This window comes from Microvirga sp. jy35 (assembly GCF_056148915.1).
In genome coordinates, this window is record NZ_JBWBEW010000002.1 from 201,765 (window position 1) to 222,461 (window position 20,697).

Sequence of the window (20,697 nt, forward strand, 5' to 3'; positions counted from 1 at the left end):
CATTATGAAGCACATCGTCAAGCTCACTCTCGCCGCAACGATGCTAAACATCGGAATGCTGCATGTTGCGATGGCGGAGGAGCGTATCCTGCCGGTTCCAGCCGTGACCATCTATGTGGGCGATACGATCCAGGAGTCGATGCTCAAGGATAGGGCTTTCCCGGAGAACTACCGCTACCGTACGGCAGTCGTGGAGTCGCCCCGCGTCTTAGCTGGAAAGATGGCGCGCCGAACCCTTCTGCCAGGCGAGCCGATTCCGATGAACGCCGTCGACAACCCTAAGCTCGTCACGCGTGGCGTTCAGGCTCAGATCGTATTCGAGGAAGGCGGGCTCTCGATCATGGGAGTCGGCGTTCCCTTGCAGTCCGGCACCATGGGCGAGACGATCCAGGTCAAGAACGTCGACAGCGGTCGGGTCATCACCGGACGGGTTCAGGCCGACGGCCGGGTCCGGATTGGAGTCTATTGATGCTTCGCGTTTTCCTCTTTCTCTTCGCCGCCCTGCTCGCAGGTCAGGTTCAGGCTGCCACGCGCATCAAGGACGTGGCATCGGTTCAGGGCGTCAGGGACAACCAGCTGATCGGCTATGGCCTCGTCATGGGCCTGCAGGGAACCGGCGACACCCTCCGCAACTCCCAGTTCACCGAGCAGTCCCTGCAATCCATGCTCGACCGCATGGGCGTGAATGTTCGCGACATCAACCTGCGCACCCGCAACGTCGCAGCCGTCATCATCACGGCCGACCTGCCGCCCTTCGTCGGCACCGGGTCGCGAATCGACGTGACCGTCACATCCATGGGTGATGCGACGTCGCTGAAAGGCGGCACCCTCATGCTGACCGCTTTGCAAGGCGGCGACGGCCAGGTCTACGCGGTTGCCCAGGGCGCCATCGCAGTGTCCGGTTTCTCCGCGCAAGGGCAGGCCGAGACCTTGACCTCCGGGGTTGCAACGGCCGGACGCATTCCGAACGGCGCATTGATCGAGCGTGAGGTCCAAGGGGGCTTCGATGCCGTCGGTGGGCTGGCGTTCGAGCTCAAGAACCCTGACTATAAGACGGCGACGCTGATCACCGATGCGATCAACCAGTATGCCCAGCAGCGTTTCGGCTTCCGCGTCGCGTCTCCCCGGGACTTCCGGACAGTCGTGCTGCAGAAGCCGAAGAACATCGCAGCAACCCGCTTCATCGCCGAACTCGGCGATCTGGAGATCCGGCCCGATACGCCTGCGCGAATCGTCATCGATCAACGGACCGGAACGGTCGTTATCGGAAAGAACGTGCAGATCTCGACGGTGGCGATCACTCATGGGGCTCTCACGATCCGTGTGACGGAGACGCCCGAAGTCTCGCAGCCGGATCCGTTCTCGATGGGTCAGACAGTGGTGGTGCCGCGCACGCAGATCACGGCAGCGGAAGAGCGTGTGCCCCTCGCGATCGTCCGGGGCTCGGATCTGCAGACCCTTGTCAAAGGGTTGAACCAGATGGGTCTCAAGCCGTCCGATGTCATCGCGATCCTCCAGGCGGTCAAGACCGCAGGAGCTCTTCAAGCGGAGTTGGTGATCCAATGATCTCTCACATGACGCGTCAGAAGTGGCGGCGAATGGCAGCCTGCGGCCTGATCCTGGGGAGCATGGCATCCGGCGGCGTTAAGGCCCAGGACGCGAATGCGTCCCCTAAGAACAGCCAGTTTTGCACCAATATCGCCGATGCGGCCTCGGATGCGCGCTTTGCGCTGCAGAAGCAGGCCCTTGCCGATATGGAAAAGGAAATCGAGGGCCGCATCAAGGTCCTGGAGGCAAAGCGCGCCGAGTACGAGGAATGGCTCAAGCGCCGCAACGAGGTTCTGGAGAAAGCTGACGAGACAATCGTCATGATCTATTCGCGGATGCGTCCGGACGCGGCGGCTCTCCAGCTCATGAATATGGATGAAGAGATCGCGGCAGCCGTCATCGCCAAGCTCAATCCACGTGCCGCAAGCGCGGTTCTGAACGAGATGGAGCCGGCGCGCGCTGCCCAGCTGGCCAATGTCATCACCGACGCTCCCAAGCGCGAAAAGAACCTCGTGAGGCAAAATTGAATCATCTCATTGCCATTGTCGGCCTGTGTTTCCTTGCCGCCTGCGCGACAAGACCGGAGGATCTGGGGCGTGAGCCAGGCATGACGCCCGTCGGCTCGGGTATTGCCGTCCAGCGCGAGCCGCTCCCGCACCTGTTCAAGGGTACCGGACCGTCGGCCGCCAATTCTACCTGGAGCAATGCCAGCGCCGATCTCTTCACCAGCCCACGGGCCCGGCAGGTGGGCGACATCGTGACGGTGAACATCCAGATCGACGATAAGGCGGAGTTCGAGAACGCCAGTGACCGGTCGAGGCGATCCTCGGTGGGCGCCGGTCTCGACTATGCGTTCTCTTTCAAAGGCTGGAATGCGGATGGCACGGCGGATGCCGGAATCAACTCCTCATCCGACTCGAAAGGGCAGGGGACCATTGATCGCTCCGAGAAGCTGCGCCTGTCGGTTGCCGCGATCGTCAACGAGGTGCTGCCGAACGGCAACGTGGTGATCAGCGGCTCGCAGGAGGTACGCGTGAACTACGAGGTTCGCGTGCTCAACATCGCCGGCATCGTGCGGCCCCGCGACATTTCGCCGAAGAACACCATCAGCTACGACAAGATCGCCGAGGCCAGGGTTTCCTATGGCGGACGCGGGCGCCTCATGGAAGTCCAGCAGCCTGCCTATGGGCAGCAGCTGTTCGATGTTCTGACCCCCTTCTAGCCAGAATACGAGGATCAGAAACATGGCCAAGGCACTGGAACTTCCGGCTCCAGCCGGCAGCGCACCGGCCCGGGAGGGATCGTTGAGATGGATCCTGACGCTCGGCCTCCTGACCCTGCTCTCGGCGGCAATCGGAGGTGGGTTCGGGCTGGTGATGGTCTCCGGCATCGAGAAGCGGGTCGAAGAGAAGTACAAGGCTCTGCCTGAAAAGACTGAAGTCGCAAGTCCTTATGCCGGCGACATCGGGATCAAGAAGCTCGCCCCGGTCGTGACGAATCTCGCCGCCTCGGCCGAGGATTGGGTGAGGGTGGAGGCTTCCATCGTCTACAAGATGAGCGAGGGGCAGAATCCCGACGTGATGGCCGGTGAGATCCGACAGGATATCCTGGCCTACCTCCGCACGCTGTCGCTAGCGCAGATCCAAGGGCCGAGCGGCCTTCTCCATCTCAGGGAGGATCTCAACGAGCGCGTCAAATTGCGCTCGAAGGGTGCCGTCCAGGAGCTTGTTCTCGAAACCCTTATCGTCCAGTAGGTGCGAACGCAGTCTGAGTTTTCAAACCGCCAGTTCATTCTCCCGAAAGACCATTGCCATGCCTCTCCGCCTTATCCTGACCGGCGCATTCATTCTGCTGGCATCAAGCGCCAATGCCCAATTGGCGGATCTCCAGGCTCTGCTTCCTTCCGGGGAGGGCGCCGTCAGCGGACGCATCATTCAGCTTGTCGTGCTCCTGACGGTGCTGTCTCTCGCGCCGGGTCTTCTGATCATGGTGACGAGCTTCACCAGATTCGTCGTGGCCTTCTCGTTCCTGCGCTCGGGGCTTGGTCTCCAGAGCACGCCGGCCAATATCTTCCTGATCAGCCTATCCCTGTTCATGACCTTCTTCGTCATGGGCCCGACCTTCGACAAGGCATGGAATGAGGGTGTTCGACCGCTGACGGAGAACCGAATCACCGAGACGGAGGCTTTCACCAAAACCACGGAGCCGTTCCGGGATTTTATGCTGACGCATGTCAGGCCGAAGGATCTCCAGATGTTCAGCGATCTGGCTGCCGTCAATTATCCCAAGCCCGAGGAAGGCGAGAAGATTGACCTGCGCATCCTGATTCCAGCCTTCATGATTTCCGAACTGAGGCGCGGTTTCGAGATCGGGTTCCTGATCGCTCTCCCGTTTCTCGTGATCGATATGATCGTCGCCACCCTGGTGATGTCAATGGGCATGATGATGATGCCCCCGACCGTCCTGGCCCTGCCGTTCAAGATCCTCTTCTTCGTCCTGATCGACGGCTGGAACATCCTCGTGAGCGGCTTGGTGCGCTCCTACTTTTGATTTCCACCTGGCGCGGCAAGCTCCCCACCAACGAATTGAGCAAACTCTGAGAGGCAGCAACCTTCGCACAAGGTTGGCGACGCAAAAGTAGTCTCGATAACTTCTATCAGTACCGAGATTCCTCATGCCTGGTCGTCAACACGCCGAAAGACTCTGGAGTAGTTTGCTGCTGCTGGGCCCACGTCGCCTGGCTGCCTTGGCCGCCATCGGCCTTGCTGTCTTCCTGTCCGTCGGCGTCGGAGCCTATTACCTCAGCCGTCCGGCGCAGGAGACCCTGTACACGGGCCTCGACCGGGAAGATGTCGGCCGAATGGGCGCCGTTCTCAAGGACGCGGGCATTCCCTTCGACGTCAGCGCCGACGGAACGGCTCTCCTAGTCAGCTACGGCAACACGGCTGCCGCTAGAATGCTGCTGGCCGAGAAGGGGCTGCCGCACAGCACGAAATCCGGCTACGAGCTCTTCAACGATCTCGGTTCACTCGGCCTGACCTCCTTCATGCAGGAGGTCACGAAAGTTCGTGCCCTCGAAGGCGAGCTGGCACGCACCATTCAGGGCATGAAGGGAATCAAGGCTGCCCGCGTCCACATCGTTCTTCCGGATCGCGGCTCCTTCCGCCGTGAACAGCAGGTGCCTTCCGCCTCCGTGGTCATCCGCACCTCGCCGGCTGATGATGCAACGGCGGCCCAGGCGATTCGGCACCTCGTGGCAGCCGCCATCCCAGGCATGGCCGTCGACAAGGTGACCGTCATGAACACTGACGGCACTCTTCTGATGTCCGGGGATGATGCCGCCAATGCTTCGACAGGCAAGATGGCCCGCCTTGAGAAGACAGTGGGTCTGGAGATCCAGGACAACGTTCGCCGCACCCTGGCACCCTACCTTGGCACAGGCAATTTCGAGATCAGTGTCGCGGCTCGCCTGAGCACGGACAAGGTCAACACCAGCGAGACGATCTTCAACCCCGAATCGAAGGTCGAGCGCTCGGTCCGCACGGTCAAGGAGACGGAAGTCGCGCAGAACAGGAGCGGACAGAAACCGACGACCGTTCAGCAGAATCTGCCTGACGAGAACGTCCGCGCCGAGTCGGGGGACAGCTCGAGCGAAGACAACCAGCGTCGCGAGGAACTCACCAACTATGAGATCTCCTCGAAAACGATCCAGACCATCAGCGACGGCTACCAGATCAAGAACCTCTCCGTTGCCGTGCTGGTGAATAAATCCCGGATCGCCTCCCTGCTGGGCGAGAATGCCACTCCTGCAGAGATGGACGCGAAGATGACGGAGATCGAGCAGCTGGTGTCTTCGGCTACCGGCTTCAGCAAGATGCGAGGCGACCAGATCAAGGTCGCGGCTGTGAGCTTCGTCGACGATGGCGGCATGCTGCAGCCAGTACCCGGCCCGTCGCTGACCGAGATCCTGATGCGCCAGTTCGGCACGGTCGTGAATGCCCTTACCATTCTGGCTCTGTGCGCAATGATGATCTGGTTCGGCCTGCGCCCTGCCGTGAGAATGCTGATGGCGCGCCATCAGGCTGAACTCGAGCTTCAGCGCGAGCAGGCGGCTGCTCTGGCTGCCGCGGAGGCCGAGGAGGCTGAGAATGAGAATGGAAGGCAGGCGCTTCAGGCCGCTCTCGAACGGGAGGAGCAGAACCTCATCGAGATGCCTCGTACTCCACAGCGCAAGCTTGAGCAGATCATTGAGCTCAGCGAAGAGCATGCCGCTGCCGTGCTGAAGCAGTGGCTCGGGCGGGAGGCCGCATGATGCCTGGAGCGATCGCCAGCCTGCTTGAGGATTTCTCGCCAGCGCCCCGCAGGGAACCAGTGGGAATTGGGATTCTGCGCTCCGTCAAGGTTGCGGCTGAACCCGACCTCACGCCGCCACCGCCGGCGGTGGACCGGCAGGCCGAACTCGCCAAAGCTCTCGAAGCGAAGGTGAGGGCTGAGGAGAGGGAGAGTGCCCGGCAGCAGCTTGAGGAGGCAGTTGCGGCCGAAAAGGCACGCTGCGACGAGGAATTGGCGGCCCAGCGGGTAATCTGGGCTGAGCAGCAGGCCGGACAGCTCTCGACGTTGATCGTGGAAGGTCTCGGCCGGATCGAAACCATGCTGTCTGAGAGAGTGGCCAACGTTCTGAGGCCTTTCGTTTCTGAAGCCTTCCGGCAGCAGAGCATCGTCGAGTTTAAGGAAGTGCTCGCCACTCTTCTCCTTGGTGAGGAGACCGGGCCGATGAAGATCGCGGGCCCCAAGGATCTATTGCTGGTGCTGAAAGAGAGTCTCGGCCCCCACAGCGCTGTGATCGATTTTCTTCCGGGCGACTATGTCGAGGTGAGCGTCACCACCCGTGACACGACTGTTCAGACCCAGCTGCGTGCTTGGTCGGATCGACTCGAGCGGGTTTTGAAAGCTGAGCCATGATGTCAAAATCGGATAAGCAGGAAATCGTCATCGTCAGGAGAGGCGGTGACGACGAGGATGTCGTGAAGGGCGGAGCGTGGAAGATCGCTCATGCCGATTTCATGACCGCCATGATGGCCTTCTTTCTTGTCATGTGGCTCATCAGCCTGACGGATGAGGAGACGCGCAGCGGCGTAGCCAACTACTTCAACCCAGTGCAGCTTGCGGAATCGTCCCCAAACAAGAAGGGACTCGACGACCCGCAGAATGTGCCGCCCGATAAGGAGACCGACAATACGAAGGACGGTAAAGAGAAGGGCAGCGGCGAGGGAACAGGCGGGAAGTCCCACCAATTGCAGAAGCCTCGGTTCAAGGAAGGGGCCTTGTTCCAGGATCCTTACGCCGTGCTCGCCCGAATCGCAGACGAGGTCGAGGCAACGCCGCACGACACACTCGGCGCGGACGTCACTCCTGGTGAGAGCGACGTGCCTGGTTTGAAGGCCGGCGAAGCTTTCCGCGATCCATTCGATCCGCTCTACTGGCAGGTCGCGCCCGTCGAGGAAATGAAGACCGACACGCCGTTGAAGCCCGGTACGGCGCCGTCGGCGCCGTCCAAAGCCATCATCGATGCAATCGCATCCTCGAGCGAAAAGCCGCAGGCAGGTCACAAGACGCAACAGCAGGCGCCTTCAGGCGGTACGGCATCCGCAGAGGGCCGGGCTGCGCCTTCGTCGGCTCTCGGCTCCCCTGCAGAACAGAATGCCGCGGAGGTGAACGCCGCCGACCAGAAGGCGGCGGAGCTGAAGCGGGAGATCCTCAAGGCCGTTCAGCCGACAAAAGACGTGACGCCTCAACCGCATATCGAGGTCCGCCGGACAGGCGCCGGGACGCTCATCAGCCTCACGGACGATTTCGACTTCACGATGTTCGCGCTCGGCTCCGCCGAGCCGCACGCCAAGGTCGTGCGCGCCATGGCTGAAATCGCCAAGATCCTGCAGGCGCGCCCGGGGAAGATCGTGATCCGTGGTCACACCGACGCTCGCCCCTTCAAATCGGCCAATTACGACAATTGGCGCCTGTCCCATGCCAGAGCCCAGATGGCCTTGTACATGCTCGTGCGAGGAGGCTTGGATGAGAAGAGGATCGTACGCGTCGAGGGGCATGCAGACCGGGAGCCGAAGATCCCGTCCGATCCGAATGCCGACCAGAACCGCCGAGTCGAGATTCTTCTGCAGGAGTAATGACGGTGAGATTACGCCTGCTCGCTGCTTTCGGGATGATTTCGCTCCTCACTACGCATGGCATTGCGAACGAGAGCGGCCGCCCTGTCGAGGCTGCGCCGAAGCCTGCTGTCGAGGAGCCCAGACCTTTGGCTGTTCCCAGCCCCCTCCAGATGGTGCGCACGCTGCACCTGATGCAGGATCAGATCGCAACGGGCTCGACGGAGGCTCATGTCGCTCAAAGAGGCTTGTTGGGTGTTCTGGATATTCGTTTCATGGAGCTGGCGCCGGAGGTCTGGCAGAACGGCAAGAACGTTCATGCCGCCGTGTTGTTCGTTCTCAGCGGCGGCAATCCTGGGCTCTTGCGGAAGCTTCTGGAATTGGGTTCCTCCGTGGTCGCAGAGAATGACAGGCCTCTCGTCGAAGGCGCTCTCGCCTATGTCGAGGGCCGGGAAGAGACCGCATACAATGCCCTCGTGTCCCTGGACCCGCGCACCTTTCCACCGACCATGAGCGCGCAGCTGGCATTGGTTCAGTCGGCACTCGTCGTCCGGAAGGATCCTGCGAAATCCGATGAACTGCTTGACTTCGTGCGGCTCCAGGCGCCAGGCACGCTTTTTGAAGAGGCTGCGCTGAGACGGCAGGTCTTCATTGCAAGCCAGACGGACCACATCGAAAAGTTTCAGTATCTCGCAGCAAATTACCTCCGGCGCTTCCGGCACTCGGTTTATGCAGGCAACTTCCGGCAACGTCTCGCTTCTGCCTCGACACGGATAGACTTCGGTCAGGACAAGTCCCGGTTCGACGGCTTTGTCGCTATGATGCAAGAGCTTGAACCCGAGGCGCGACGCGATCTTTACCTTCTTGCTGCCCGCGCATCCGTCGACCAGGGATTTACCAAATCCGCTCGCCTGCTGGCGGAGAAAGCCCAGGAACTGGTGGAGGGCGATAGGTCTAGCGCCGTCCGCGCAAGGCTCTATCGTGCGGCCTCCATGATCACTTCGCCTGAGAGTATCAAAGCGGCAGCCGAAGAACTTCGCCAACTCGACCGGTCAGTTCTTCCTGCGAGCGACGTGGCTTTGCTGGATTCAGCCATCGCAATGGCCAACCACATTCAGACGATGCCGGGCGCGCCTCCTGGTCTGGCCGAGAAGGAGAAGCCCTTGCCCTCCAAGGCAGCCCCCGAGAGGACCGCGGACCTGACCGTTCCAGCGCAAGGGCTGGAACAGCTTCAGGCCCTATCCAAAGCCCGTGACGCCTTGAGCCGCGTCGACAGGTTAATCAAGAATCAGGCGTCCGTAACTCAATGAACCGTCTCGATCTCATGTCTCAGACACCGCCGCGTCCCGCCGACTCGACGCAGACGCCGCGCGGTCTCTCCTCCGCTCCCGATGCTCGGCAGGGTGGTAAAGGCTCCGGGAGCGGGGTGACGGGGTTCGACACTGTGCTCGAAGGTCTCTCGCGGGAGCAGGGTCGGGAGAGCGTGGATCCTTTTCCGGATGATAATCTGTTGAACCTGACCGAGCAGGCAGCGGAATCGCCTCCAGTCGACACGACAGCATTAGAGGCTCTGCTCTCGGCCACCTCGCCGGACGGGACCAGTGCGGGAACGGCCGTCCCCTCGGCAGGAAGTCAAGCCTATTCCGTTCTTGAGAGCCTTCTGCCTCGCATCCTGCCGCAGAGCGGTGCAAGCGGCGATGCCGATCCGGAGATGCGCAACGGCGCTTCTTCGATGCTTCCGCTGCTGACCTCAGATGCAACGGCCGACACCATCCTGAGCCCTGCCATCGGGCCGAAGCTATCGGTTTCGGTTCAGAACCAGGAAACGCATTTCCGGCCCATCGTCGAGGGCTTCGAAGCAGCACTTCCAGAGACGGCTCCGGCCGAATCGATCGAGGCTTCGACCGAAGTTTCTTCGAGGGATCTTGGCGTCAGGAAACCCATAGAGGTTGCAACGAGGCAGCCTCCAATCAATCTGCAGCAGCGATTGGGCGACGAGCCGGTGCGCCGTGATGCTGACGCGCCAGGCACCCGTCGGGTTGATGAGGAGATGGGCTTCGACAGAATTTCTCACGGTCGCCTGGCTGACCGGACCGAGGTGCAGAAACAAACTGCCGTAGGAGTTCAGAAGGCCGATGGCGGTTCGCTACCAGCTGGAACGCTCCATCAGATGGCCAGAGCGATCCTGGACGATGTGTCGGAAGTCTCCAGCCTCCAACAGCCTTCTTTCGCGGGTGACGGCGTGCATCGCGTTGCCGTAGCCCGCGCCTCAGGAGGTGTTCTCAGGGTTCTCAGTCTGCAGCTCAATCCAGTGGAACTGGGCCTCGTGACGATCAAGATGCGTCTATCCGGCGACAGCCTGGAAATGGAGCTTCAGGTTGAGAAACAGGAAACGGCCGAACTCCTCAGAAACGATACCGAAAGACTCTCCAGCCTGCTGAGAACTTCTGGTTACAAGCCAGACGTGATCAACATTCAGACTGCTGAAACAACCAACCATGACCGCAATTCCTTCCAGCGTCCGCATTCAGGTGCGCAAGACCAAAGCTTCCAAGGCAATGCAGACGGCCGGAATCATTCCTCCAGACAGCATGGGCGAGACGAGACGGAAATCCGCAATGAGCCGAAGCAGCAGAGTGGGACTGTTGGCAGCAGCAGCTCTGGCGGGGTTTACCTCTAGCGTCATTCACGTGTCATCGGCAGTCGCTCAGCCTCAATCAGGGCTGTGCGAGCGTGAAATGATGCGCGCTTCCGCTTTGTATGGCGTTCCGCTGGGAATGCTCTATTCCGTAGGCCTCACCGAGACCGGAAGGCGAGGTAGCCTGCAGCCCTATGCTATGAACGTCGAGGGCAAAGCCGTCTTCTCGAACAGTGCGGCCGAGGCAATCCAGAAGTTCGAGCAGGCGAGCCGGTCCGGAGCCAAGCTGGTCGACATGGGCTGCATGCAGATCAACCATCACTACCACCGCGAGAAGTTCCCAACGATCGAGAGCATGCTGAACCCGCGCATGAACGTGGAATATGCTGCGCGCTTTCTCAAAGAACTGAAGACCCGTCACGACACATGGACCATGGCGGTCGCGCGTTATCACGCCGGACCCAATAACGATCCGGCGCAGAAGCGCTATGTCTGCCGTGTTATTGCCAACATGGTCGCAACGGGGTTCGGCGCCTGGACCCCTGGGGCGCGCTCGTTCTGCGCGGATGCTCCGGGCCTTAACCCCGGGCAAACAGCTTCCGCCGATTAGGAAACCTCCACGAGATCACTTTTCCCGCTAGGGCGAGCCGTCCTAGCGGGTCATCGTCAGTTCAGTCTTGGAGCCGCTCAGCGTACCAGACAGAGCCGCCTCGGCGCCTGACAAACGGGCGATGACCTGCCCCCGTGAGAACAGGGTGACCTCGTTGTCACGGATGCTCCATGCATTGACCATCTTGAGGGTGTCGCTGGAGCAGCCCTGTGTCGAAGCTCTATACAGATCCAGCGATGGGACACTCGAGAGCTGGATGCGGCACGAGGCGGATCCGACATTGGCATTCCATGTACCCGCATAGGAAGATGGGCGACGAGGCGGCGTGAAAACTCCAGGGGCACTGGCCTGAGCATCGGGGCTGGTCTCGCGTTGCACAGGCGCAGAGTCCTGGGAACCGGATGCGGGAAGAGGCTCCTGGTAGACGTCGGTGCCAAGCGCCGACCGGCTTGGAAGCGATCCAGGAGGGAGCTCCGGCTCAAGATGGACCTCATAGCCTTTCCGGACGGCGCTCAAAGGCGCTTCAACGACATGGGTCGTCTCATGGGCCTGCTGAATGGCAACTCCGTCTATGGACAGAACCTGCGGTTTCCCCCAAGGAGCGGAATAGGCTGGGTAGCTCCTTAGTGTGGAAGTGTGCCCCCATGGGCCTTGGCGATAAGGACCGTCCGTCGAGTTGCACGCTGAGACCGTGCCTGCAACCATGAACACGGCAACCTTGGAAGCTGCTTTGCGATTCATGAGTTTAAGCCGCGGGCGCTCAGTCATCAATGCCGAACAGCTTCAGTAAGGCAGTAGGAAGACTGGAAACGCGGAGGAAGGGGCCGGAGGCGCGCGGAGGAAACGATGCGCGCGAAGGAGGATAGATTGAAGTCGGATCGCTTGAAGGCTGGATCGAGCAGAACCCTGCTGATCTTCACACCAATGTAGTAGTCGCCGAAGATAAGCTGGAAAAAAACGGTCACGGAATCGTGCACGAATTCCATATCGAGGATGACGCAGGACTGGTCGCCCCGGACCGTTCTGACATGGGCGACATGGCCATATGACAGGGTCTCGTCCTTGAAGAACAGTTCGGCGGACGAGGTCAGCATCTCATCCATGTTTCCGTGCAGCTGGTTGTCAGCATAGTACCTGATGATATCGGCATCCGCGAGGCAAAAATCCGCAATGACATCCTTAATATTGCAAGCGAGGACCTCCTCGAACGCCCGGATATCCAGATGCTCGATTGACGAGGCCACCATGTCCACGGCGCGAATGCTTCTCATTTCGACCTCGTGAGAATGTAGAACAGGATCTGTGCGACAGCTTTGTAGAAGTCAGGAGGAATCATGCGATCCACCTCAACATGATTGTACATGGATCTTGCCAGAGGCTTGTCTTCGATGACGGGAACGCCACTCTTCTCGGCAATCTCGCGGATCTTGAGCGCGATGAGGTCCTGCCCCTTGGCGACAACGATCGGCGCGTTTGCCTCGCTGCGCTCGTAGCGCAGAGCAATCGCGTAGTGAGTCGGGTTTGCGATGACGAAGGTAGCTTTCGGTACGGCGGCCAGCATCCGTTTGCGGCTTCGATCCTGAGCCAGGGAGCGCATACGTGCCTTGACCATGGGATCGCCTTCCATCTGCTTGTACTCCTCCTTCACCTCCTGCTTGGTCATCTTCAGGTCGCTGCGCCACTTGAACCGAGCCCAGAGGAGGTCAGCGGCGACGAGGACAATCGTGGCAATCGCGATGGCGGAGACGAGACGCATCGCCATGGTCAACATCAGCTCCGGAAGAAGGGACGGATCACTGAACATGGCATTCAAGACCTTATGTTGCTCCGATCTCAGGAGCAGGATGCTGACCAGTGTCATTGTTCCGAACTTGAACAACGACTTCAAGAATTCGACGAGGCCCTGCTTGCCGAAGATGCGCTTCAAGCCACCGGCGGGTGAGACCCTGTTCCATTGGGGCCTGATCCGTTCAGACACCACGGACGGAACATTCTGAAGGATTGAGGCCGAAAGGCTGCAGGCGGCCAAGATGACGATGACGGGCAGCAGGCATTGTCCCACCTCCATGGCAACAGCCTGCATCAGGTTCGCCGCATCGGCGCCCGTCTCCAGGCGGAAATCCTGCGGACGGTTGATGAAAAGCGACAGTTTTTCCGTCAGCGTCTTGGTGTTGTTGCGAACCGCAAAGGTCAGGCCGATGAGGATGCCTAGGACCGAGGCGAACAGAGGCGCCTCCCTGGAGAAAGGAATGTTCCCCTTCTCCAGGGCATCGCGCACCTTCTTATCGGAAGGCGCTTCTGTCTTGCTGTCCTTGTCATCCGTATCAGACATAAGCTGAAACCTGCCGCCTAGAAGTAGGCTTCATCCTCTGTCTCTGAGTTGATGACGATCTCTCCGCGACCGGCCATCTCGAGTGCCAAGTCCGTGATTGTCCGGCGAGCTTCCGCGATGTCGCGATGCGCCGAAGGCTCCTTGCTGTTCAACTCGTGCTCGATCATGCGGCGAACACGCGATGAGAGAGCCGACAGGACGACTTTACGGAACTCGTCGTTCGTTCCCTTAAGGGCGAGGACCACACGATCCGGCGGCACCTGATCGAACAGCGTCGTACGATCCTTGGGAGTGAGCTTGACGATATCGTCGAATGTGAAGAGCAGCCCTCTGAGAATTTCCGCCGATTTCGGACGGACGGTCGAGAGATTGGTCAGGACGTCTTCCATGTGATCGCGTTCCATCTTGTTGATGATGTCGGCGATCTTGGCGTGGGTGTCCGCGCCAGCGTTCTTCGAGAAGTTTGCCATGAAGTCCTCATGGAGCGTTTTCTCGATATTCTTCATGGTCTCATCCACGATCGGCTTCATGCTGAGCATACGGCGCATGAGGTTGTTCCGAAGCGGCTGAGGAAGCTGAACCATAACTTTCGCTGCGCAGGAGGGCTTGACCTTGGAGAGGATCAAGGCTGCCGTCTGAGGGTGCTCCTTCATCAGGTAGGAAGCGATGGCGCTTTCAGACACCGTCGAGATCCGCTCCCAGATGCTCCTGTTGGCATTGCCGACCACCTCGCTCATGATGCTGGCGATCTGCTCCGGGCTTAAGATTCCGGTCAGCAGCTTCTCGATGTGGGCAGCGCCTCCGATGAGGTCCGCTCCATCCGTGAAGTTGGATGCGAATTCCTCCACCAGTTGTTCGATCTGCGTGGGCGAGACGGGGCCCAGATGCGCGGCCGACTTGGTGACGAGGCGGATCTCATCCTCGCTGAAATGCTTTAGGACCCTACTAGCAGCAGGCTTCCCCATCGCAAAAAGCAGTGTTGCGACACGCTCGGGGCCCTTCAGGACCTTGGAGCCATTCGCCTTCATGGGAACTGGTGCGACCATGCGGATAAGCCACTTCAGCCGTTAAGATCGTTGCTCGGAGGCCCGACGATCTCGGTCAGCGAGATCCCGAAGCGGGAATTGTCGTCCTCGACAACCACCACTTCGCCACGGGCAATAATTCGGCCATTGACCACGACATCGACAGGTTCGCCTACGCGGTGATCGAGCGGAACGATGGCTCCTCTGCCGAGCTTCATCAGGTTGGCGACGGGCATGGTGGCGGATCCGAGAACCACCTGGATCGTGACCGGGATTCGCAAGATGGAGTCGAGGTTTCTGCCTCCAAGCTTGTCGTCCTGCGAGGAGATGGCACTCTCCTGCTGCCAGATGGCCTTGTCGTGAGACTTAGGATCGAAGGGATTTGTCATGGGAACGAACCTTACGAATTAAGGGAATTGGGGCGTGGCTGAGCTTGCCGGCTGGCCTCTCGTGTGAGGGTTTCCAGTTGCGCTGCGACCGCTTTGGCCTCTTCGATACGCGAGCCGAGCAGGGCGAGCGTCTCCTTGCCTTCAGCCCCGAAGCTCATGACTGCCGTTTGAGCGCCCTTAAGGGCGTCTCCCGTTCTGTCGAAGATCTGCTGATACTCGGCATGGTACCGATCGAGCTTCTTGAGCTTCACGTACATGACCGCAACCATGATGCTGGTCGTGACAAGAGCCAGGAAGAGGATGATGTTAGCGAGGGAGGACATCGTCGAGGAATTCCTTTTCTTGGTCGATGTGCTCGTCGACCTTAAGAACGTAGGTGCCTTCAGACTGGCCGATATTGCACCAGAACAAGCCTTGATTGTTGCCTTCGAGCTTGACCCGGCTGCGGGGTGTCGCCTGCAGTTCGATGACGTCACCCACCTTCAGATCGGCGATCTCGCCCAGGGATAGGAAGCGCTCCTCGAGCACCGCCTTGAGCGTCACTTCCGTCTTCTTCACCTCGGTTGCGATCTGCTTCATCCAGCGCGGATCCCGGCCGGAAGACTCGCTTGATACGACGCGGGAGAGCACCTTGCGCATCGGGTTCAGAACCGATTGCGGAATGACGACGAACATCTCGCCGCCGCGGTTGAGCGCCTGAAGCAGGAACTTCGCGGCCACGGCCTGATTGTTCCGGCGTCCGATGACCGCAAAGTCCATGCGGGTTTCGATGCGCTCGAGCTTGAACTTGGTGTCGGCGACCAGCGCGAAGGATGCTTGCAGGGCCTTGGCAACCTGCTCGAACAGCGTCTGCGCCATCCGCAGCTCGATGGTGGAGAAGCCGCGGGCCTCCTCGACGGGTGCCTCGGATCCGTCGGATCCGAAGAGTACTTCCACCATCGTGTAGATGAAGTCGCGATCGAAACCGATCAAGATGTGGCTGTCCCACTCTGGGGCATGAAAGATGCCGGCGACCGCATTGGCCTCGTACATCTCGAGGATTTCGCTGACTCGCCCGCTCTCGAGGCCGCTGAGCGAGTAGTACATGGGCGAGGCCGCCATGTGGCGCAGATGCTCGGCGCAGCTCGTGGTCATGCGGTCGAAGATGACATGGAGCATCGGAAGCCGGTCGAGCGAGAGACCCGCCGAGTCCAGCAGCATGTCGCGAATGTCGTTGGCGCTCTGTGTGCCGCTCATCGTTTAGGCCGCCTCTTTCAGTTCTTCGGAACGGCCACCCGTCGTCGTGGCGGCTTCGACCTCGTCGATGGTGGGGCGGTACTCCACCGAGATGCCCTTACGGCCATGCTCGACGGCGATCTGCGGCAGCGCGCCGTTCATGTAGGCGATGAGCGCCTGCTTCACGATCACATAGACACGCGTCTGCTTTTCCCTCGTCGCCTTGACCTTGTTGGCGAGGGGCGACAGGAACGCATAGGAGATGAAGATGCCGACAAAGGTTCCCACTAGGGCCGAGGCAATCAGACCGCCCAGGATCGCCGGGGATTGGTCGATGGCGCCGAGAGCCTTCACGATCCCGAGCACGGCAGCCACGATGCCGAGCGCCGGCAGGGCTTCAGAGACGGTGTTGAGGGAATAGTACGGCTTCATACGATCACGCTTGAGAGTCGCGATCTCCTCCTCCATGAGCGCTTCGATCTCATGGGGACGGGCATTGCCGATGATGATCAAGCGGGCATAGTCGCAGATGAAGAGTGTCAGGTCCCGGTCTTTCAGGACGCTCGGGAACGACTTGAAGATCTCCGATTCCTCGGGCTGATCGATGTGCCCCTCGACCTCGTTGCGCGGCCTGTTCTTCAGTTCCCGCATCAGGGCGTAGAGGAGGCCGAGGATCGAGAGGTAGTGTTCCCGCTTGGGAACGGTGCCGGAGATTGCCTCACGGGCGGCGCGCCCGGTGTCCTTCACCAGGGGCATGGGATTGGCGATGATGAAGGTGCCGATCGCGATGCCGCAGATGATCACGTATTCCCAAGGCTGCCAGATGACGGCCAAATGCCCGCCCATGGCGACATAGCCGCTGACGAGCGAGCCGATGGCAACTGCCAGTCCGATCAAGACGCCCAATGTCGTAGTCCTCTATCGAAATTCAACCTGTTGACGATGTCCTAACCACGGAGGCTTGCGCGAAGCTGGAAACGCGGGAGCAAGCCTCGTGCAAGGCTGCTCGACTACGGATCCTGCATAGATCACCGGGCCTGCAGCTGCCGCATCTGAAAGGCTGGCGCACCACCTGGTGACATCGGTGTCCCACGGGGACGCAGGCTGGAGGAGTTCAGATGCAATCTTCGCTCTATGTGTCGCTGTCCGCTCACGTGGCCATGGAAAAGCGCCTCAGCACGATTGCGAATAACGTTGCAAATATCAACACGGGCGGCTTTCGCGCGGACGAGGTGAAGTTCGAGGAGATCCTGTCCCTCGCGGCGAAGGAGAATGTGTCGTTCGCCTCATCCGGTCAGAACTTCGTATCCCGACGTACGGGACCCATCGTGAAGACGGACAATCCGTTGGATGTTGCGATCCAGGGAGAGGCCTGGTTCGCTTTCAACGGTCCCAACGGAGCCGTCTACACGCGGGATGGCCGGTTCAAGATGAACGAGAATGGCGACCTGCTGACCGTCGAAGGGTTCCAGGTGCTCGATGCGGGTGGGGCTCCCATTGCCCTTGACCCGATAGCAGGAACTCCCACGATCGGCCGGGACGGCACGATCTCCCAGGGCAACAACCAGGTCGGGGCCATCGGTCTCTTCAACCTGAGCCCTGATGCCAAGCTCACCCGCTATCGAAACTCGGGCGTGATCTCGAGCGTCCCGGGTGACGTCGTTCAGGACTTCAACTCGAACGGTATTCAGCAGGGCTACAGCGAGGGATCGAACGTCAATCCGGTCTTGGAAATGACCAAGATGATAGCCGTTCAGAGAAGCTTCGAGAGCGCGGCGACGACGATTCAGGAGAGCGAATCGACTCTCATGGATGCAATCAAGACCCTGGGTCCTAGCACCTGATGGCTGCTATGAACGCGCTGCAATCGCTCGAAGAGTTCGTTCTCACCGAAGGTGGGGCGCGGCGGAAGGTCAGGATCAGCGGCGTCATCAACGAAGTCACGCCGAGCTACTACCGCGTCGCCGGTCTGTCCCAGTTCGTCAAGCTCGGGGATCGGGTCGGGTTTGCTGCTCAGGACAAGACCGAGATCGGGGAAGTCGTCCGCATCGACAGCGGCGGCGTCACGGTCAAACCCTTCAACGGAAGGATTGAGGCCGGTCTCGGTATGCCGGCCTTCCTCGTGGGGGATATCGGCTTGAGCCCCGATCACAGCTGGCGCGGGAGGGTGATCAACGCCCTCGGAGAGCCGCTGGATGGATTAGGGCCGCTCATTCCGGGCGCCAAAGCGGTTCTGAACGACGCCGAACCCCCATCGGCCATGCTGCGCTCTAGGGTCAAGGAGCCGCTCAGGACCGGCGTGAAGGCCATCGACCTGTTCACCCCGATCTGCAAAGGGCAGCGCATCGGGATCTTCGCCGGTTCGGGCGTCGGCAAGTCCACCCTCCTGACCATGCTGGCGAAGTGCGACGGCTTCGACACCATCGTCGTTGCCCTGGTCGGCGAGCGTGGACGTGAGGTCAGAGAGTTCCTGGAGGGGCCGATCCAGGCTAATCTCCACAAGTCGATCATGGTCGTCTCGACCGGGGATGAGAGCCCGATGATGCGCCGTCAGGCGCCGAGGACAGCCGTGGCCCTGGCGGAATACTTCCGCGATTGCGGCGAATCGGTTTTGCTCATCGTCGATTCCGTAACCCGCTATGCCCATGCGGCCCGCGATGTGGCGCTTGCCGCCGGCGAGCCTGCGGTCGCGCGCGGATATACGCCCAGCGTGTTCAGCGATCTCCCGCGCCTTCTCGAGCGTGCCGGGCCGGGAGAAGAGGGCCGGGGAGGAGCGATCACGGGCATCTTCTCGGTGCTTATCGATGGCGACGATCACAACGATCCTGTGGCCGACAACATCCGCGGAACGCTCGACGGGCATATCGTTCTTGATCGCGCCATCGCCGATCAGGGGCGCTATCCAGCCATCAATGTCCTCGGCTCGATCTCGCGCTTGGCCGATCACGTGTGGTCGCCCGATCAGAAGGAGCTCGTTCGTCGCCTGCGCGGCCTCATCGCGCGATTCGAGGATACGCGCGATCTCCGGCTGATGGGTGGTTACCACCCTGGCAACGATCAGGAGCTCGATCAGGCCGTGGTGCTCGTCCCAAAAATCTACGATGCTCTGCGGCAGGATCCCTCGATGCCGGCGAGCCGCGACGCTTTCATGGATTTGGCTCAGATCCTGAGACAATAGCATGAACCTTTCACCCCCATCCAAAGCATGGCTCAACACAGCTTCGCACAAGCGTCGTGGTGTTTAGTTCAGGCTGAAATCTAGGAGCTATCCATGAGTCTTTATGGCGTTCTTCGTAGCGGCGTCTCTGGCATGAACGCCCAGTCCAACAAGCTAGGGACTGTCGCCGAAAACATCCAGAATTCGAGCACGACCGGATATAAGCGCGCCTCGACGGAGTTCTCGTCGCTGATCCTGCCTTCGAGCGAGGGCAACTACAATTCCGGCTCCGTCACGAGTCGCGTCCGCTATACCATCGCCGATCAGGGGCCTATCGCCTACACGACATCCGGGTCGGATCTGGCGATCTCGGGCAATGGCTTCTTCGTGGTCACCGACCCGAGCGGCTCTCCTTATCTCACGCGCGCCGGCAACTTCGTCAAAGACGGGCGGACCGGCAATCTGATCAACGCGGCGGGCTTCACGCTGATGGGCTACAAGCTTGGAACGGAGGCGGTCGATCCTTCCCTGAACAGCCTCGATGGCGTCGAGCCGGTCAACATGGCTTCCTTCGGCATGCAGGCGACGGGGTCGACGGCGGGAACATTCAAGGGCAATCTTCCCTTCGGCCAGCCCGTCGCAGTCGCCACCGGCGTACCAACGCCTCCGACTGCTGCGCCGCCCGTGGCCGGCAGCACTCGTTTCGAGGCTCCTGCCGTGAGTCGCGGCGCACAGATCGCATTCAGCGTCGGTGGCGGCGCGGATCAGTTCTTTACAGTTACGACGCAAAAGACACCTGCCGAAGTCGCTACAGCCATCAATGCTGCCGTCACGGCCGGTACGCTCTCCGGAGTGAACGCCACGACGAATGCCGCCGGCGATCTGATTCTGACGTCAACCGTCTCACCCACGACGACCAGTGTGACGGGATCCTTTACATCGGTGAGCAAGGCATCTTCGCTTCAGGTTTACGACAAGGTCGGAAATCCGATTAAAGTCGACATCTCGCTCTCGAAGATCGACGCCGATACCTGGACCATCAGCGTCTTCAACGGCAGCGATCCCGCCGCACCGCTCACGGGAACGACAGCGATGGAGCTGAACTTCGATGCGGACGGCAAGCTGACCGGATCGGGCGTGCTGGGCTTCAACATCCCTGGCGGCGAGGCCTTCAACCTCGACATGACGGGCATGACGCAGCTCGCCGGCGAGTACAACGTCACCGGCAGCTCAAACGGCAATGCGCCTTCGGCCGTCAAGGACGTCGAATTCGCTGCCGATGGCACAGTCTACGCGGTCTATGAGGACGGTACCCGTGTTGGCGCCTATCGGATTCCGCTCGCGACCGTTCCGAGTCCCGACAACCTCAGCCCGCGAGCCGGCAACGTCTATGAGACGACGGCGGCTTCCGGCGGCTATCAGGTCGGCTTCCCGGAAATGTCCGGCTTCGGCTCGATCGCTTCGGGAGCCCTGGAAGGGTCGAACGTCGATATCGGCACCGAGCTCACGGCGATGATCGAAGCTCAGACCAGCTACACGGCCAACTCGAAGGTCTTCCAGACCGGGTCGGAACTGCTCGACGTTCTGATGAACCTGAAGCGGTAACCTGCACTCTCTTGCCC

23 protein-coding genes are annotated in these 20,697 nt (G+C 60.5%); 15 read left to right on the forward strand and 8 right to left on the reverse strand.

Annotated elements, in window-relative coordinates:
- The first annotated feature begins 4 nt into the window (after positions 1–4).
- From flgA to AC0QTX_RS02710, 12 genes are all read left to right on the forward strand, one after another.
- Positions 5–469: a flagellar basal body P-ring formation chaperone FlgA gene (gene flgA / locus AC0QTX_RS02655; RefSeq protein WP_474602272.1), complete on the forward strand. Its 465-nt coding sequence runs from the start codon at positions 5–7 to the stop codon at positions 467–469.
- On the forward strand, positions 469–1,566 hold the full coding sequence (gene flgI / locus AC0QTX_RS02660) for a flagellar basal body P-ring protein FlgI (RefSeq protein ID WP_474602273.1): 1,098 nt from the start codon (positions 469–471) through the stop codon (positions 1,564–1,566). The genes flgA and flgI overlap by 1 nt, the downstream gene beginning before the upstream one ends.
- 8 nt (positions 1,567–1,574) lie before the next feature.
- Positions 1,575–2,075, forward strand: a complete 501-nt coding sequence (locus AC0QTX_RS02665) for a MotE family protein (protein ID WP_474602274.1) — start codon at positions 1,575–1,577, stop codon at positions 2,073–2,075.
- Positions 2,072–2,770, forward strand: a complete 699-nt coding sequence (gene flgH, locus AC0QTX_RS02670; protein WP_474602275.1) for a flagellar basal body L-ring protein FlgH — start codon at positions 2,072–2,074, stop codon at positions 2,768–2,770. The genes AC0QTX_RS02665 and flgH overlap by 4 nt, the downstream gene beginning before the upstream one ends.
- A 22-nt stretch (positions 2,771–2,792) precedes the next feature.
- On the forward strand, positions 2,793–3,302 hold the full coding sequence (locus tag AC0QTX_RS02675; RefSeq protein WP_474602276.1) for a flagellar basal body-associated FliL family protein: 510 nt from the start codon (positions 2,793–2,795) through the stop codon (positions 3,300–3,302).
- 58 nt (positions 3,303–3,360) lie between these two features.
- A complete protein-coding gene (fliP, locus tag AC0QTX_RS02680; protein WP_474602277.1) occupies positions 3,361–4,098 on the forward strand; it encodes a flagellar type III secretion system pore protein FliP in 738 nt (245 codons plus the stop codon).
- Positions 4,099–4,222: 124 nt separating this feature from the next.
- Positions 4,223–5,860 carry a flagellar basal-body MS-ring/collar protein FliF gene (gene fliF / locus AC0QTX_RS02685; protein ID WP_474602278.1) on the forward strand — a complete coding sequence of 546 codons (1,638 nt, stop codon included), beginning with the start codon at positions 4,223–4,225 and terminating at the stop codon, positions 5,858–5,860.
- Positions 5,857–6,510, forward strand: coding sequence for a hypothetical protein (locus AC0QTX_RS02690; RefSeq protein WP_474602279.1), 654 nt, complete (start codon positions 5,857–5,859; stop codon positions 6,508–6,510). Before fliF ends, AC0QTX_RS02690 begins: the two co-directional genes overlap by 4 nt.
- Positions 6,507–7,730, forward strand: coding sequence for a MotB family protein (locus AC0QTX_RS02695; protein WP_474602280.1), 1,224 nt, complete (start codon positions 6,507–6,509; stop codon positions 7,728–7,730). The genes AC0QTX_RS02690 and AC0QTX_RS02695 overlap by 4 nt, the downstream gene beginning before the upstream one ends.
- A gap of 5 nt (positions 7,731–7,735) precedes the next feature.
- A complete protein-coding gene (locus AC0QTX_RS02700) occupies positions 7,736–9,019 on the forward strand; it encodes a chemotaxis protein MotC (protein ID WP_474602281.1) in 1,284 nt (427 codons plus the stop codon).
- Positions 9,020–9,219: 200 nt separating this feature from the next.
- On the forward strand, positions 9,220–10,389 hold the full coding sequence (gene fliK, locus AC0QTX_RS02705; RefSeq protein ID WP_474602282.1) for a flagellar hook-length control protein FliK: 1,170 nt from the start codon (positions 9,220–9,222) through the stop codon (positions 10,387–10,389).
- A complete protein-coding gene (locus AC0QTX_RS02710) occupies positions 10,328–10,957 on the forward strand; it encodes a transglycosylase SLT domain-containing protein (protein WP_474602283.1) in 630 nt (209 codons plus the stop codon). Before fliK ends, AC0QTX_RS02710 begins: the two co-directional genes overlap by 62 nt.
- Before the next feature lie 42 nt (positions 10,958–10,999).
- On the opposite strand, the gene AC0QTX_RS02715 is transcribed toward AC0QTX_RS02710, so the two are convergent.
- The 8 genes from AC0QTX_RS02715 to motA all read right to left on the reverse strand — a co-directional run bounded on the left by AC0QTX_RS02715 (position 11,000) and on the right by motA (position 16,824).
- Entirely contained in the window at positions 11,000–11,335 is a 336-nt protein-coding gene (locus AC0QTX_RS02715) for an AprI/Inh family metalloprotease inhibitor (protein ID WP_474602284.1), read from the reverse strand.
- Between the two features lie 389 nt (positions 11,336–11,724).
- Positions 11,725–12,210 (reverse strand): hypothetical protein, encoded by a 486-nt coding sequence (locus AC0QTX_RS02720; protein ID WP_474602285.1) that lies wholly within the window; start codon positions 12,208–12,210, stop codon positions 11,725–11,727.
- 14 nt (positions 12,211–12,224) lie between these two features.
- Positions 12,225–13,289 carry a flagellar biosynthesis protein FlhB gene (gene flhB / locus AC0QTX_RS02725; protein WP_474602286.1) on the reverse strand — a complete coding sequence of 355 codons (1,065 nt, stop codon included), beginning with the start codon at positions 13,287–13,289 and terminating at the stop codon, positions 12,225–12,227.
- Between the two features lie 17 nt (positions 13,290–13,306).
- The gene (locus AC0QTX_RS02730) at positions 13,307–14,335 is read right to left on the reverse strand and encodes a flagellar motor switch protein FliG (protein WP_474602287.1); all 1,029 of its coding nucleotides are present in this window, start codon (positions 14,333–14,335) and stop codon (positions 13,307–13,309) included.
- 14 nt (positions 14,336–14,349) lie between these two features.
- Entirely contained in the window at positions 14,350–14,703 is a 354-nt protein-coding gene (gene fliN / locus AC0QTX_RS02735; RefSeq protein ID WP_474602288.1) for a flagellar motor switch protein FliN, read from the reverse strand.
- Between the two features lie 11 nt (positions 14,704–14,714).
- Complete coding sequence (locus AC0QTX_RS02740) at positions 14,715–15,026, reverse strand: hypothetical protein (RefSeq protein WP_474602289.1); 312 nt, start codon at positions 15,024–15,026, stop codon at positions 14,715–14,717.
- Positions 15,010–15,939 carry a flagellar motor switch protein FliM gene (locus AC0QTX_RS02745; RefSeq protein ID WP_474602290.1) on the reverse strand — a complete coding sequence of 310 codons (930 nt, stop codon included), beginning with the start codon at positions 15,937–15,939 and terminating at the stop codon, positions 15,010–15,012. The genes AC0QTX_RS02740 and AC0QTX_RS02745 overlap by 17 nt, the downstream gene beginning before the upstream one ends.
- Before the next feature lie 3 nt (positions 15,940–15,942).
- Positions 15,943–16,824: a flagellar motor stator protein MotA gene (gene motA / locus AC0QTX_RS02750; RefSeq protein ID WP_474602291.1), complete on the reverse strand. Its 882-nt coding sequence runs from the start codon at positions 16,822–16,824 to the stop codon at positions 15,943–15,945.
- Between the two features lie 212 nt (positions 16,825–17,036).
- On the opposite strand from motA, the gene flgF reads away from it, so the two are divergent.
- The 3 genes from flgF to AC0QTX_RS02765 all read left to right on the forward strand — a co-directional run bounded on the left by flgF (position 17,037) and on the right by AC0QTX_RS02765 (position 20,680).
- The gene (flgF, locus tag AC0QTX_RS02755) at positions 17,037–17,762 is read left to right on the forward strand and encodes a flagellar basal-body rod protein FlgF (RefSeq protein WP_474602292.1); all 726 of its coding nucleotides are present in this window, start codon (positions 17,037–17,039) and stop codon (positions 17,760–17,762) included.
- Between the two features lie 8 nt (positions 17,763–17,770).
- The gene (fliI, locus tag AC0QTX_RS02760) at positions 17,771–19,096 is read left to right on the forward strand and encodes a flagellar protein export ATPase FliI (RefSeq protein ID WP_474602293.1); all 1,326 of its coding nucleotides are present in this window, start codon (positions 17,771–17,773) and stop codon (positions 19,094–19,096) included.
- Positions 19,097–19,189: 93 nt separating this feature from the next.
- Entirely contained in the window at positions 19,190–20,680 is a 1,491-nt protein-coding gene (locus tag AC0QTX_RS02765) for a flagellar hook protein FlgE (RefSeq protein ID WP_474602294.1), read from the forward strand.
- The last annotated feature ends 17 nt before the right edge of the window (positions 20,681–20,697 follow it).